We start from the raw sequence: 13,774 nt of genomic DNA, 5'->3' as shown, positions 1-13,774 counted from the left end.
GAAAGATAGCCTGTCGGACAGGAGAGGGGGCGTGTCGACCGGAAGGCCGGTGATGCGTCTCCTCTCCTGTTTTTTTCTGTGTGCCGGCAGCGGTCGTCCGGGGCATGCGGGAGCAGGCCGGCCCGCTTTGCTCCTTCGGCGGGAAAGCGATAGTTTGTAGCGCATCCGTGCTCATCCTTTGCGTTCCCCTCATGAGACGTTGTTGCGCTTTTCTGCTCCTGGGCCTGGTCTTGCTTCCGGCACGGGCCCAGCACCCGGCCGTGGAGGCGGCCCGGGCCTACCGGACGGTCCATGCCGCCGAGATCCTGGCCGGCTTCGCCGAGTTGCTGTCGATCCCGAACGTCGCTACCGACTCGGCCGGCATCCACCGTAACGCCGACTACCTGCGGGAGGCCTTCGCCCGGCGCGGCTTTACCGTGGAGCTGCTGAAGGTGCCGGGGGCGCCGCCGCTGGTCTACGGCGAGCGGCGGGTGCCGGGGGCCACGCGCACCCTGGGCCTCTACGTGCACTACGACGGCCAGCCCGTCGATCCGGCCCGGTGGACCCACGGCCCCTGGACGCCCACGCTCTACACGGCCAGCATGGAGGCAGGGGGCACGCCGCGCCCGCTGCCCGCCCCGGGCGAGCCGGTGGATCCCGGGTGGTACCTCTACGCCCGCAGCGCCGGCGACGACAAGGCCCCGCTGGCGGCCCTCCTGGCCGCGCTCGACGCCCTCGAGGCCGCCGGCCTCGGCCTCACGTCGAACGTCAAGTTGCTCTTCGACGGGGAGGAAGAGCGCGGCTCTCCCCACCTGAAGGAATACCTCGAGCGTTTCGGGGACCGCTATGCCGACGTGGACGTGTGGCTTTTCTGTGACGGGCCGGTCCACCAGAGCCGCCGCCCGCAGCTCGTCTTCGGGGTGCGGGGCGTTACCGGGATGGAGATCACCGTCTACGGCGCCACGCGGTCGCTCCACAGCGGCCATTACGGCAACTGGGCGCCGGTGCCCGGTATGCGGCTGGCCCACCTGCTCGCCAGCATGAAGGCCGAGGACGGCACGGTCCTCATCGACGGCTTCTACGACACCGTCGAGCCGCTGAGCGAGACGGAGCGGGCGGCGCTGGCGGCCCTGCCCGACTACGACGACGCGCTGCGGCGCGAGCTGGGGCTGGCCGAGACGGAGGCGAACAATGCCCCGCTGGCCGAACGGCTGATGCTGCCCTCGCTCACCGTGCGCGGCCTCGCCAGCGGCAACACCGGGGCGCTGGCCCGCAACGTCATCCCCGCCACCGCCACGGCCACGCTGGGCATCCGCCTCGTCAAGGGCAACGACCCGGAGCACATGCTCGACCTCGTCGAGGCGCACATCCGGAAGCAGGGCTACCACATCGTCTATGAAGAGCCGGATCACGCCACGCGGCTGCGCTATCCGAAGATCGTTCGGGTGGACCGCCGGGGGAGCGGCTATCCCGCCGCCCGCACGCCGATGGACCTGCCGATCACGGCGCGGCTCGTCGAGGCCGTGACGGCCGCCGCCGGCGAGGCCCCGCTGCTCGTGCCCGCCCTCGGCGGGTCGCTGCCCCTCTACCTCTTCTCCGACGTGCTCGGCCAGCCCTTCGTCATCGTCCCCATCGCCAACCACGACGACAACCAGCACGCCCCGGACGAGAACCTCCGCCTGGCCAACCTTTTCTACGGCATCGACCTCTTCGCCGCCCTGCTCACGATGCCGGACTGACGGGCCGGCGCACCGGCGTGCTCAGGCCTGTAGCTGCTGTTCCACGCACCGGGGGCAGTCGAGCCAGACCTCGGCCGGGATGCGGGGCAGGGCACGGGGGCTCTCGCCGCGCTCGAAGACGGGCCGGTAGAGCACCTCGCCTTCGTGGTGTTCCTCGCCGCAGGTGTGGCAGGCCACGTCGCCGTGCACCTCCACGGGCGTGTAGCCGGCGATGACCCAGCCCTCGTGACCGATGTGGGCGGCCAGGCTCTCGAGCGCCGCCCGCACCGTCTGCGACTTGTTGCCGTGGTAGTAGGTCCGTGCCAGCTTTTCGAGAAGCCGGACCGTGGCGTCGTCCAGGGTGAAGTTGAGGCGATGCATGACGTTTCAGGAGGCAGGTGGAACGGTTGCCGGGGGGTGCGGGCGACAGGCGGCACCGGCCCGCCAGTTGCGCCAGTGCGCGGCGATGAGCACCACGCTGCCCGTGACGGTGATGCTCGTCTCGGCGAAGGCACCCGGCATCTCATGCCCGAGCACCCCGGCGACGAGGACGATGACGAGCCCGGCGACGAGCCACATGGCGATGCGGCGGTTACGGTGGCGCCGGTAGCCGTGAACGAGGGCCAGGAGCGTGGTGGGTACCAGCAGCAACGCGAAGACCGGGTGCAGCCAGGCATGCAGTTCCTCGGCCATCGGCCAGAGGGGGGCCAGTGCCAGCACCACCGGCAGCAGCAGGCAGTGGATCATGCACAGGCCGGAGATCCCGATGCCCAGGCGATCCCAGAAAGGGGGCCGGGCCGGCAGGGTGGCCAACGGAGGTGAGGTGGTCGAGGCGGGGGCGTCGGGCATGGAAGGTGTGGAATGGTGTGTATCGAATACACACCCCTTCTACGTCGTCATGCCGCCCGCGATCCCGGTGCCCGGCACTTTGTTTTTCAGTCCCGCACGGCCGCCGGATCGACGCGGAAGGGCCAGGCGTCTTTCGGGGCCCATTCGGGCAGGTTGTCGCGGTCGGCCTGCAGGGTTTCGAGCGAGGGATACCATCCGATTCCGACGCGGTAGACCCGCCGGCCGTTCGATTCGCCCTCGATGACGGCGCTCTCCCATCCCTGGGTGCGGCACCAGGCGGCGATCTGCTTCGCCTTCTCCAGGCGCGATTCGGACACGACGACCCACGTGTAGCCGCTCCGGGCAAAGCGCCCGAGGGTTTTCGATACCGCCTTCGGTGGTGCGGATTTCTCGGTGGCGGGCGCCGGCGGGGAGGGGTTCGGCTCCGGGCGTGAGCCGGGCGAGACGGGTTCCGCGCTCGCCGCCGGGCGGACGGGCGGCTGCGGGGCCGGGGTGTCCTCGGCGAGGTAGGCGACGAGCTCAGGGCTGAGTTCGCCCTTCTCGGCATGGACGGCCAGCAGGTCCGCGCGCATCCGCCCGTTCAGGGCCTTCACCTCGGCACGGCGCATGTGCGAGAGCACCAGGGCGTGGTCCGCCCGTCCCGGCAGCAGGTAGACGCGGTAGACCGAGGACGCCGCGTGCAGGAGGTAGTTGTTCCGGTTCAGTTCGGTGACACGCCAGCCCGCTTTTTTCATCGCCTCGACCACCGAGGCAGCCCGTTCGGCGGCGGCTTCGTGGGTGGGGTGGGTGATCAGCACCTCCGTGGCCGCGATGGTCCCGTCGATGAGGTAGTAGGCGAAGGTCATGTGCGGGTCCTCGCCGCCGTAGAACCACATCTCCCCCGGCTCGTCGGGCACGACCCGCAGCGGCGGGCCGAGCTGCTGCCGGAGCGTTTCTCCGGACATCCCGATCCGGCCGACCTGGGCCAGGGCCGGAACGGCAAGCAGGAATACGAGGAGAAAGCTGCAAGCCAGGCGCATGGTGCCTCCTGCGTCCTCTGCGGTACGATCCTTCAAGATGATTTCACGCGTGAGCGACCGCCCCGCCGGAAAAGCCGGCCGGGCACAGAAAAATCTTTCCCGTCCCACACCGCACAGGGTGCCGTGCCGGCGGGATCTGGCGGGGGGGACCGGTTCATCCCGGTATCAGCAAAAGCCGGTCCGCTGCCTCTACGCGATACGGCACCGCTTGTGCCGGTGCGGGGACGTCAGGAGTTTCACGAAAATGTGACGGTTGTTTCCGGACCCGGGGCCGGGGCCTCCCGGACGAAGGCGCGTGTGTTTTCCAGGTGACCATTTTGCCACAGGAAAGCTCATGGCGGGGAGCCCGGACCGGCCGGGGCGGAGGCGGGTGCTCCGGCCCTTTCGGGAACGATGACGGCCGGGATGCCCAGGGCGTCGAAGAGGGCGTTGAAGGCGGCCACGTCTTCGTCGAGGAGGCGCTGCATCGTGGCCCGGTGTTCGTCCCATCGGGCCAGCAGGTCGTTCAGGCGGGCCCGCATGCCCTGCGTCACCGGGGGGGGCGAGCCATCGATCTTGCTCATCAGGTTGAGCAGGTGGGCGTTGAGCTTGTTGGGGAAGTTGATCACGTCCTGGAACGTCTCCTGGCGGGGCTGGACGAGGTGTTCTTCCCAGGCCGCGAGGGCGTCGACGAGGCGCTGCCCGGTGGCCCGGAGCGTGTCGGCTTCGGGGTGGTCGGCGGTGAGGGTCATCCGGTCCTTCACCTGCTCACGCACCTTGCGCAGCCGCAGGACGGCCCGGTGGATGGCGTCGACGGTGGTGCGGAGGGTGTCGAGCAGGGCGGCCCGCTCGGCCCACTGGGCGGGGGTCGCCTCCAGGCGCGGGTCCGGCACCACCGCGAGGGGCTGCACGAGCGTGTCGGCGCCGGCGATCAGGCGGGCGGTGTACGTGCCGGGCGGGACGCGGTAGCCGTCGAGGCTGCCGAAGGTGAACAGCCCGGGCACCCGCGTGACGGGGTCGCGGCGCAGGTCCCACACCACCCGGTTCAGTCCTTCTTTCACGGTCAGTCCCGCGGCGTTGCCGGTCTTCTTCGGGGTAAGGGTGCGCAGGACCTCCTCGCCGTCGAGGAGTTCGAGCTTGAGCGAGGAGTCGGCGCCGGCGGGGAGGAGGTAGTGCAGGAGCGCCCCGTTGGGCGGGTTGCGGCCCTCGTCCGTCTGCTCGGGGTTGGCGCCGCCGGTGAGGTAAGCCGGGCGCGGGCGGAAGAGGAACGGCCCGTCGTGCGCCAGGACGTCGGCGGTGAGCTGGTGGAGCGGGGTGAGGTCGTCCAGGATCCAGAAGGCGCGGCCCTGGGTGGCGGCCACCAGGTCGCCCGCGTGCACGGCCAGGTCGGTGATGGGGACGACGGGCAGGTTGTTCTGGAACGGCTGCCAGCGCCGCCCGCCGTCGAATGAGATGAACAGGCCCAGCTCCGTGCCGGCGTAGAGCAGGTCGCGGCGGCCGGGGTCTTCGCGCACCACGCGCACCCAGGCGCCGTCCGGCAGGCCCTCGACGAGGCGCCGCCAGCTCCGCCCGTAGTCGGTGGTCTTGTACACGTGGGGCGTGTAGTCGCCGAACTTGTACCGGGTGACGGCCAGGTAGGCCGTGGCGGGGTCGTGCGGTGAGACCTCGATGGCGTTGACCAGGGCCTCGCCCAGGCCCTCGGGCGTGACGTTCTGCCACGTCCGGCCCTCGTCGCGGGTGACGTGAACCAGCCCGTCGTCGGTGCCGGCCCAGAGGGTGCCGGGCTCGTGCGGCGAGGCGGCCAGGTAGGCGATGGTGTTGTACACCTCGCCGCCGGCGCCCTCGTTGGTGATGGGGGCGCCGCCCGGTCCCTGCTTCTCCGGCTCGTCGCGCGTCAGGTCCGGGCTGATCTCGCGCCAGGTGTTGCCCCGGTCGTCGGAGCGGAGGACCACGTTGCCCGCGTGGTAGATCACGTTCGGGTCGTGGGGCGAGACGACGATCGGCGCGTTCCAGTTGAACCGGTACTTCATATCGGACGGCGTCTCGCCCAGTCCCAGGAACTCGTAGGCCATCACGCTACGGGTCATCCGGGTCTCGGTGTCGTACTCGGTGATGAGGCCCTGGTAGCAGCCGGCATAGACGTAGCGGGGGTTGTCCGGGTCGAAGGCGGGGAAGGCGCTCTCACAGCCGCCCACCGGGTACCAGTCCTCCCGGCCGATGCCGGCGTCCATGGTGCGGCTGGCGATGGCCACGGACGAGTTGTCCTGCTGCCCGCCGTAGACGTAGTAGGGGAAGCGGTTGTCCGTGATGACGCGGTAGAACTGGGCCGTCGGCTGGTTGGCCTGGGTGGACCACGTCTTCCCGCCGTTGAACGAGACGTTGGCGCCGCCGTCGTTGCCGTTGATGAGGATGCGGTTGTCGTGCGGGTTGATCCAGAGGGCGTGGTTGTCGCCGTGGGGGGTGGGGACGGGACGGAAGGTGCGGCCGCCGTCGGTGGAGCGGAGCAGGGGGGCGTTCATCACGTAGACCGTCTCCTCGTCGAGCGGGTCGGCCATGACGTGGATATAGTACCAGGCGCGGGCGCGCAGCACACGCTCCTTGTTGACGCGGGTCCACGTCTTGCCGGCGTCGTCGGAGCGGAAGAGCCCGCCGTCTTCGGCTTCGATGAGGGCCCAGACGCGGTCCGGGTTGGCGGGGGAGACGGTCACGGCGGTCTTGCCCATCCGTTCGGGCAGGCCCTCGCGCAGGCGCTCCCACGTGTCGCCGCCGTCGGTGCTCTTGAAGAGCCCGCTGCCGTCCCCGCCGCTGACCACCTGCCAGGGGTAGCGGCGGTGGGTCCAGAAGGCGGCGTAGAGGATGCGCGGGTTGGTGGCGTCCATGCTCAGGTCGCTGGCGCCGGTGCCCTCGTCCACGAAGAGCACCCGCTCCCACGTGCGGCCGCCGTCGGTGGAGCGGTAGATGCCGCGCTCGGGGGTGGGCCGCCAGGCGTTGCCCTGCGCCGCCACGTACACCACGTCCGGGTCGCCGGGGTGGACGATGACTTTCGCGATGTGCTCGGTCTTTTCCAGGCCCAGGTGGGTCCACGTGCGCCCGGCGTCGGTGGAGCGGTAGACGCCGTCGCCGTGGCTGGTCATGACGCCGCGGATGGGAGCCTCGCCCATCCCCACATAGACGACGTTGGGGTCGGACGGCGCCACGGCCACCGCGCCCACGGAGCCGGTCTTGAAGAAGCCGTCGGAGACGTTCTTCCAGGTGGTGCCGCCGTCGGTGGTCTTCCAGACGCCCCCGCCGGTGGCGCCCATGTAGTAGGTCATGGGGTCGGCGGCCACGCCGGCGACGGCCGTGACGCGCCCGCCCCGGAACGGGCCGATGTTGCGCCATTCCATCGCCTCGAGCCGCTTCGGGTCAACGGGTACGTCGTCCTGGGCATGGATGGCGGTGGGGAACAGCAGGAACAGGACCGGCAGGATGCGGAGCGGCAGTCGAGGAGCGATCATGGCGGACAAGCGGGATGAACGGGTGGGGAAGGACACAGCGCGCCCGGCTGCGCCGGGCAAAGACGCGCCGGGGCCAAAATCCGGCGTGGCACGGACAAAGGCAAAAGGCCGGGGGGGAGGGACCCGTGACGGATCTTGGGGTGGCCGTGTGTTCCAGGCGGGCCACCCCCCGAGCCCCCCGGCCCGGAAGCGCAGGGATTCGCCCACGTGTGAAGCCCCACGCTGTGATAGGAAATGCTGGACGGCGGGGCGCTTAAGGGTTGCGTTATGCTGGATTTGTGGGGCTGTGGGTGGTTATCTTGTAGTGCCGGGTCCGGCAGACGGAACTAACCTGGCGGAAGCCCTTGACTGTTCCGTGATTTGCCGGCGTGTCAGGCCGGGGATACATGGCCATGGGGCGTGTGTAACAGAGCCGGGGTGAGTGAATAATAGGGTATCCCACCAGACGATCAAAGTAGATGGATACTATCCTGCAGCTGTTGGGTCAGATTGTGCTTGTGGGCGGTGGCGCCACAGCGATCGCGTATGGTCTGCTGAAATTTATCGGGCAGAAGTGGATAGACCAAAAGTTCGCAGAACGCTTGGAGGAATTCAAACGCAAGCAGACTGAGATTCTCGAAGAGGTTCGATACGATATAAACGCTCGATTCAGCCGAGTCAGCAAGGTTCACGACAAGGAGTTCGAAGTTTTGTCAACTGCTTGGAGGAAGCTTTTAGACGCCTATGAATTCTTCGCCGGCATTACTCATCCTCTGCAGAGCTACCCGGATCTTGATAATGCGAATTAAGAGTTGACACCATGGTGTCCTGAGCGTTTAGAAGGAGATGACCCCTCACCTCCAACCAAACGCCCGAGGACCCCATGGACTGGCAATATACGCTCATTCATCTGTTCCTCCACGTCTGTGAGCAGTATCAGCGCCGCCTCTGCGTCGTTGCCCAGCGCCTGAGCAACAACCACGCGCCGGCCTTCTCCGATGAAGAAGTCCTCACCGTCTACCTCTTCGGGCTCATGCAGCAGCGCCGCACGCTGACCGACATCTACGCCTACACCCGCGACCACCTGATGGCCTTCTTCCCCAAACTGCCCTCCTACGTCGCCTTCGTGCAGCGCCTCAACCGGCTGGCCGATGCCTTCCCCCTGCTGGTCGAAGCAGCCCTGGAGGCATGTCCGCGCCAGTCCTCTGGTGAGCGACCTGCAGAGCGCTCTGGTGAACCAACCGATTACATCATCGACTCTTTTCCGGTCGTGATGGCCCAGCAGAAGCGCTCGGCCTGGGCCAGGGTCGCTCCGCACATCGCCGGCAAAGGCTTCTGCGCCTCGAAGAACCTGTATTTCTACGGCGTCAAGGTACATGTCGTCGCACGGCGGCGTCCCGGCACGATGCCGCTGCCGCTCTACATCGGACTGGCTCCCGGCCCGGCCAATGACCTGACCGTGGCCCGACAGATCCTACCGCGCCTGCACGAGGGGCGTCTCTTTGCCGATAAGATCTACGCCGACCGTGAGCTAGGCGAGCGCCTGGCAGCCGAGCAGAACCTGCACCTGTGCACGCCGGTGAAGAAGCGCAAGGGGCAGACCGATGTGCTGCTGACCGAGAAGGTGTACTCGCGGCGGGTCAGTCAGCGCCGGCAGCCGATCGAGTCGCTGTTCAATTGGATCGAGCAGAAGACGGGCATCGAGGTGGCCTCGAAGGTGCGTTCGTTCGAGGGCCTCTTGGTGCACGTCTTCGGGCGGCTAGCCGCGGCGATGTGGATCCTCGCGTTCTACCCTTAATTCGCATTGATAACTATGCCAACGCGGCACTCGATGCATTCTTGGCAAACTGCGAACTCCATGATTTTCAGAAAGTCGAGCTACGAGATCAGCGAGACAAGACACAGTATTATCGAGAGAAAGTATATTGGATTCGCCTAAACAAGGCCGCTGAGAAGCTAGCGGACTTCAATAACTACATGCAGTACAATCGGATATTCCTGACCTCTGATATTGCTGAACGCTTCTCGAGTCTTCAGAAGGTGATGAAGCGCGCACATGCACGCCTAAGTACGAAAGCGATCGAAGAAGCGGATGCTGATCTACTCAGGCGCGCACACGAACCTTATCAAGAACTTGTCGAGACATCAAAACCCCTCATGTCTGAGATTGAGGAGCTTGTCCAGAAGCGCCTTCATTTCGACAAAGCATGAGGGATGTATAACCAGGCAATGAAGCCGGACAGGCGCGCCATCGCACCGCTCTCATGGTCGCCGTGTTTCCTTTAATGTCCCCGACCGCCGATACTGCGCCTGCCGCTTTTTGCTACGCCGTTATATGCCGTAATCTTCAAAGGAAGTGCAAATATGCTACCTCGATGGGTTCTCCTGAGCGCCTGGCTTTTTCTGGCCGGCCTTGCAGGCTGCGATGCGCAAGCCCCCGGCGACGACCCCGATCCGCCGGTGGATGCCTGTGAGAACCTGCGTTTCACCGGTCCTGCGGAGCCGGAGGCCCCGCTGACCGGCCGGATCCTCTTTAGCTCACGTCGCACGGGCACCTGGCAGCTCTACACGATGAATCCTGACGGCTCAGCCCTCCGGCAGTTGACCTTCTTCAAGGATCATTTCGTCGACGCGGGCCGGTGGTCGCCCGACGGAGAGCAGATCGTCTTCACCTCGGACAGCCTGGGTTCGACCGCCGGCACGCCGCTCTACCTGATGAAGGCCGACGGCACGGACATCCGGCCCTTGAAGGTACTGCGTGTGATCGAGGACGAGCCGCTCCTGCAACTGGGCTTTTGGCCGGCGTGGTCGCCCGACGGGACGAAGATCGCCTTCACGCATTGCCTCAACTGTGAGGCCGGCGGCGTAAACCAGGAGGTCCTGGTGTACGACTTCAGGACAGATGAGGTAACGGCCCTAACCAACAACCCTACAAGGGATAGCACACCAGCGTGGTCGCCGGATGGAAGCCGGATCGTCTTTGTCTCGGATCGGGACTTTGTAAAGGGTGATGGGGATTTCTTCCAGGAACTCTACCTCATGGATGCCGACGGGGAAAAGCAGCGACGGCTGACCTTTGAAAACACTTTGTCCAGTTCCCCTTCCTGGTCGCCGGATGGAGCATGGATTGCTTTTGCCCTGCGCGGTGAATTGCACCTGTTTCACCTGGCCTGTGAGACGATTGTCCCTCTTGACGTCTCGATCGCTGGGGAACGTCTCTTTCCGCTGGCCTGGTCTCCCGATGGGCGCGAGTTGCTCGTGATTTCAAACAAAGGACGTGAGCGCCATTGTCTTTACCTCGTCGATGTAGCGAGCGAGGAGATCACGCGCCTGTTAGAGGACGACGAGGTTCTCTTTGCCGACTGGTCCAGACAGTAAACGGTGCTCTTCTGACAACCTGTTTGTCCCTTTCCCTTTTCCCTCATATCTCAGACAAGAGAGACCCCATGAAACGACTGCTACTCTTCTTCACGTTGACTTTCCTCGCGCTGGCTCCAGCCTCAGCCCAGCCTCAGCCCGACACCGCGCAACGCGCCGCCCTGGACGCCTTCACCGCGCGTCATGGGGCGTCCTGGCACATCCGCTGGAACGAGCACACCGGCACACCTGCCTCGATCTTCTGGGGCAAGACCCTGCCGTTCACGGGCACCCCGCTTGAAGCGGCCCGGACGTTCCTCCAAGAGAATCATAAGCTCTTCAAGATGCGGTCCGATCTTTCGGATCTAACGCACATTCGTACGCAGGCGCATCGCGGCATCCATCACGTCAAGTTTCAACAGACCTACCAGGGGCTGCCGGTCGAAGGGGCCGAGTACCTCGTGCACATCCATGAGGACGGCGGCGTGGACATGGCCAACGGCACCTATTACCCCACGATCCAGGCCCCGACCCGCCCGGCGCTCACCGAAGCTGCCGCGCTGCGCATTGCCCAATCGGATCTCGGCAACGACGTCGCGTTGCAGGACGGATCGACAGGTGAACTGGTCGTTTATCCTGGCGACGCGCAGTTCCACCTGGCCTGGAAGCTACGGCTCTCCAGCGAAACACCCCCGGATGCCTGGATCTACTACGTCGATGCCCTCAGCGGAGCAGTACTGCACAAGCGAAGCGACTACCGAGAGCTAGCTGTGCTGGGATCCGGCGCCCGGCTCACGCTTGAGCCTGCGTCCCGGCTGCCGGAGCCTGTTGCGCCCGGTGCACCGCCCCCCGGCCCGGAAGCGCAGGGATTCGCCCACGTGTGAAGCCCCGCGTTGGGGCAGGAAATGCTTGTCGTCGTGGCGCTTAAGGATTGAGCTCTGCTGGATTTATGGGCTGTGGGTGGTTATCTTGTAGTGGCGGGTCCGGCAGACGGGGCGAAGCCGATCGAGCAACCGGGGCGAAGACGGGTTCATGGTGCTTCATGACAACATGTGTAAGATATGTTGGTGTTATATGGCCCGTGGCGGTATATGACCGGATATTCCCTGAGTGTATGTTTTTATTTTTTAGATATTTTGCCGGCGTGTCAAGTCGGTGATACATGGCCAAGGGGCGCGTTGTAACACGCCCCTTGGCGGGTTAATAATATGTTAGGCATCGTCAGGAGGGCATCTTGGATCTGTGGAATTTTCTTCTCCGGATTGAAGAAATCGTGGCTAAGAGAGTGTATGGGAATTTCCCCATAGACTGGGACGAGGACTTTGTAACCCGAGATCTTCTCCGTGACTTGCGCCGAATCAGAAAAACCGCTCTCCATGTCGACTATTTCGAAATGGAGCAATGGTATCCTCTACCTTTTTGTTGGCCGATATGGAATCGTCTTTCTGAAACAATCTTAAATATTGAATGGAGCGCCTACAAGCAAACAGGCACACCGGAACGTTTTTTCGGAGACATAGCTATTCTAGTATTGACACAGTATCCTGACGGAGACCGAGTCGAAGGAGTGGGTTTTCTTGAAGCCAAGAAACGAAATCATCAAAATGCGAAATTTGATGCTATTAGAGTGAGTCAGCTTAGGCGCATCGTAAAACATGCTCCAAGAGCTTCTATGCTACTCTATGATTATGAACCAGTGCACTATTGCCATCCTTGGAGACCATGGAAATGTTTGCCACAAACATTTGCGGCTGCAGTTCCCATGGATTTAGCTCTTGTGACAAGGAAGCGGGATGCATCATTGTACAAGTTCTCAAAGCCGTTTTCGACACAGTTGCTTTTGTATCTTCTGGGCTTTGAATTGGAACGCACTCAGCGTGCTTTAGCCATGGCAAAAGGACATGAAGACAGGTTTGGTGCGCCGCGTTATTTGTTAGTATTACGCGTTGGTGTCAATTCTGATGTTCCACCTGAAGATCTTGTTGCTTATAGTCGTGACCGCTTCACTCCTATCGAAGAAGTAACATAGCCTAACAATGGCTTGCAGCGGACGGCGCTTCGCGCCGCCGCTGACGCGAGTGCCGTTATAGGGCTTCCGTAGTGTTATAGGGCTTCCGTGCCATCCTCCAAATGGATCTCGCGCTTCCTAGTTGGCTGACGAGCTTGCTCAAAACGCCGTTATCTGCGGTTGGCAAAGCATTCAAGGGGTTTCGATCCCGCCGTCGCATCAAGCAGCGTCTTGAAAATTTGCCTCGGGAAGGACGCTTGGCTCTGAACGGGATGTATCGTGCAGCAGCGAATTCGGACGATCGGCTCTTTGGCTGGACTATCACCGGAGGGGGGCTTAATCCTGCCGAAGCATTCCTTCCGTTCCTGATTGATGAAGGAGCGTTGGTGCCGGTCCGGGAAGAAGAGAAACCGAACGAAAGGACAACTTGGTACCAGCTCAAGCCCTGGCTTTTTAATTACCTCAATAAACGTCCAGAACTACTTAAAGAAGATTATTCCAACACGGCTATATAACCCCTTTATGGCCTCCCTTTGTCAAGGGCAGAACATGGACACTCACGGTCCGTCTATGCGGCTGACCGGAGGAGCTCTACTCGGTTTGCGCCTGCCTTCTCATTCACGGGTGCGTCCCGCCGGCCGCCGCGAGGCCCGGGCTAAAGCCCGCGGCTACGGTCTTAACCCCCAATCCTGTAGCCGCACCCTTCACGGGTGCGCCCCACTCGGTTTGTGCCTGCCTTCTCGTTCACGGGTGCGTCCCGCCGGCCGCCGCGAGGGCCGGGCTGAAGTCCTGTCCATCGCAACAAGGAACCCGGCGGGCGGTGCCGCTTTGAGAGAGAATACGCCGGGGCCGGAAACCGGCGTGATACGGATGACGGCAAAACCGAAAGGAGGAAAACCGTGCCACAGCGCTCCCCCCACCTGATCGACGCCCTGCGCGAGACCGCCCGCCGCCTCGACGCCGGGGCCCGCTACGAATGGGGCCACATGGGCCGCTGCAACTGCGGCCACCTGGTGCAGACGCTCACCGGGATGACGGACCTTGAGATCGTCCGCGCCGTGGACTACGCGCTGGACGAGTGGACCGAGCACGCCCGCGACTACTGCGCCGGCACCGGCCACCGCGTCGACGACCTGTTCCAGACGCTCCAGCGGGCCGGCCTCGCCCCGGATGACCTGGCCCGCCTCGAGTACCTCTCCGACGCGCGGGTGCTGCGCCGCCTTCCCCCGGACCGCACCCCGCTTCATCACAACGACCCCCGCGATGCCGCCCTCTACATGCGCACCCTGGCCGACGTGCTCGAAGAAGCGTGATACCGGTTCCGCGAGAACGCGATGCGTTGCCGCCTCACCGTGCCGGTCCGCATGCTTCGCCCTGCCGTTCCCGCTG

General features: G+C 64.4%; 13 protein-coding genes. 9 read left to right on the top strand and 4 right to left on the bottom strand.

Annotation, left to right across the window (positions count from 1 at the left end; all coding sequences use genetic code 11):
• Window positions 1-191: 191 nt before the first annotated feature.
• A complete protein-coding gene (locus GQ464_RS02490) occupies window positions 192-1,718 on the top strand; it encodes a M20/M25/M40 family metallo-hydrolase (protein WP_166978182.1) in 1,527 nt (508 codons plus the stop codon).
• Window positions 1,719-1,739: 21 nt separating this feature from the next.
• Here the strand turns inward: GQ464_RS02490 and GQ464_RS02485 are convergent, their stop codons facing one another.
• The 4 genes from GQ464_RS02485 to GQ464_RS02470 form a co-directional block, all read right to left on the bottom strand.
• A complete protein-coding gene (locus tag GQ464_RS02485) occupies window positions 1,740-2,078 on the bottom strand; it encodes a ribbon-helix-helix domain-containing protein (protein WP_166978184.1) in 339 nt (112 codons plus the stop codon).
• 6 nt (window positions 2,079-2,084) lie between these two features.
• Entirely contained in the window at window positions 2,085-2,546 is a 462-nt protein-coding gene (locus GQ464_RS02480; RefSeq protein WP_166978186.1) for a MerC domain-containing protein, read from the bottom strand.
• 86 nt (window positions 2,547-2,632) lie between these two features.
• Window positions 2,633-3,565 (bottom strand): SPOR domain-containing protein, encoded by a 933-nt coding sequence (locus GQ464_RS02475; protein ID WP_166978188.1) that lies wholly within the window; start codon window positions 3,563-3,565, stop codon window positions 2,633-2,635.
• Window positions 3,566-3,897: 332 nt separating this feature from the next.
• On the bottom strand, window positions 3,898-7,041 hold the full coding sequence (locus GQ464_RS02470; protein WP_166978190.1) for a WD40/YVTN/BNR-like repeat-containing protein: 3,144 nt from the start codon (window positions 7,039-7,041) through the stop codon (window positions 3,898-3,900).
• Window positions 7,042-7,499: 458 nt separating this feature from the next.
• Here GQ464_RS02470 and GQ464_RS02465 point away from each other — a divergent pair, with 458 nt between their 5' ends.
• The 8 genes from GQ464_RS02465 (at window position 7,500) to GQ464_RS02430 (ending at window position 13,698) form a co-directional block, all read left to right on the top strand.
• The gene (locus GQ464_RS02465; RefSeq protein ID WP_166978192.1) at window positions 7,500-7,829 is read left to right on the top strand and encodes a hypothetical protein; all 330 of its coding nucleotides are present in this window, start codon (window positions 7,500-7,502) and stop codon (window positions 7,827-7,829) included.
• A 74-nt stretch (window positions 7,830-7,903) separates the two neighbouring features.
• Complete coding sequence (locus GQ464_RS02460) at window positions 7,904-8,818, top strand: transposase (RefSeq protein WP_228350528.1); 915 nt, start codon at window positions 7,904-7,906, stop codon at window positions 8,816-8,818.
• Window positions 8,794-9,231 (top strand): hypothetical protein, encoded by a 438-nt coding sequence (locus GQ464_RS02455; protein ID WP_166979850.1) that lies wholly within the window; start codon window positions 8,794-8,796, stop codon window positions 9,229-9,231. The genes GQ464_RS02460 and GQ464_RS02455 overlap by 25 nt, the downstream gene beginning before the upstream one ends.
• Window positions 9,232-9,384: 153 nt before the next feature.
• Complete coding sequence (locus GQ464_RS02450) at window positions 9,385-10,398, top strand: DPP IV N-terminal domain-containing protein (RefSeq protein WP_166979851.1); 1,014 nt, start codon at window positions 9,385-9,387, stop codon at window positions 10,396-10,398.
• A gap of 68 nt (window positions 10,399-10,466) precedes the next feature.
• Complete coding sequence (locus GQ464_RS02445) at window positions 10,467-11,261, top strand: hypothetical protein (protein ID WP_166979852.1); 795 nt, start codon at window positions 10,467-10,469, stop codon at window positions 11,259-11,261.
• A gap of 350 nt (window positions 11,262-11,611) precedes the next feature.
• Window positions 11,612-12,406, top strand: a complete 795-nt coding sequence (locus tag GQ464_RS02440; protein WP_166979853.1) for a hypothetical protein — start codon at window positions 11,612-11,614, stop codon at window positions 12,404-12,406.
• 101 nt (window positions 12,407-12,507) lie between these two features.
• A complete protein-coding gene (locus GQ464_RS02435; protein ID WP_166979854.1) occupies window positions 12,508-12,900 on the top strand; it encodes a hypothetical protein in 393 nt (130 codons plus the stop codon).
• A 384-nt stretch (window positions 12,901-13,284) separates the two neighbouring features.
• Window positions 13,285-13,698: a hypothetical protein gene (locus GQ464_RS02430; protein ID WP_166979855.1), complete on the top strand. Its 414-nt coding sequence runs from the start codon at window positions 13,285-13,287 to the stop codon at window positions 13,696-13,698.
• Window positions 13,699-13,774 lie beyond the last annotated feature (76 nt).

This window comes from Rhodocaloribacter litoris, from assembly GCF_011682235.2.
In the GTDB taxonomy this organism is placed as follows: Bacteria; Bacteroidota; Rhodothermia; order Rhodothermales; family ISCAR-4553; genus Rhodocaloribacter; species Rhodocaloribacter litoris.
This window is presented reverse-complemented; position numbering and strand designations above follow the sequence as displayed.

Coding starts and splice junctions, on each gene's coding strand:
- GQ464_RS02490 (WP_166978182.1), top strand. CDS start 192: ATGAGACGTTGTTGCGCTTTTCTGCTCCTGGGCCTGGTCTTGCTTCCG.
- GQ464_RS02485 (WP_166978184.1), bottom strand. CDS start 2,078: ATGCATCGCCTCAACTTCACCCTGGACGACGCCACGGTCCGGCTTCTC.
- GQ464_RS02480 (WP_166978186.1), bottom strand. CDS start 2,546: ATGCCCGACGCCCCCGCCTCGACCACCTCACCTCCGTTGGCCACCCTG.
- GQ464_RS02475 (WP_166978188.1), bottom strand. CDS start 3,565: ATGCGCCTGGCTTGCAGCTTTCTCCTCGTATTCCTGCTTGCCGTTCCG.
- GQ464_RS02470 (WP_166978190.1), bottom strand. CDS start 7,041: ATGATCGCTCCTCGACTGCCGCTCCGCATCCTGCCGGTCCTGTTCCTG.
- GQ464_RS02465 (WP_166978192.1), top strand. CDS start 7,500: ATGGATACTATCCTGCAGCTGTTGGGTCAGATTGTGCTTGTGGGCGGT.
- GQ464_RS02460 (WP_228350528.1), top strand. CDS start 7,904: ATGGACTGGCAATATACGCTCATTCATCTGTTCCTCCACGTCTGTGAG.
- GQ464_RS02450 (WP_166979851.1), top strand. CDS start 9,385: ATGCTACCTCGATGGGTTCTCCTGAGCGCCTGGCTTTTTCTGGCCGGC.
- GQ464_RS02445 (WP_166979852.1), top strand. CDS start 10,467: ATGAAACGACTGCTACTCTTCTTCACGTTGACTTTCCTCGCGCTGGCT.
- GQ464_RS02435 (WP_166979854.1), top strand. CDS start 12,508: ATGGATCTCGCGCTTCCTAGTTGGCTGACGAGCTTGCTCAAAACGCCG.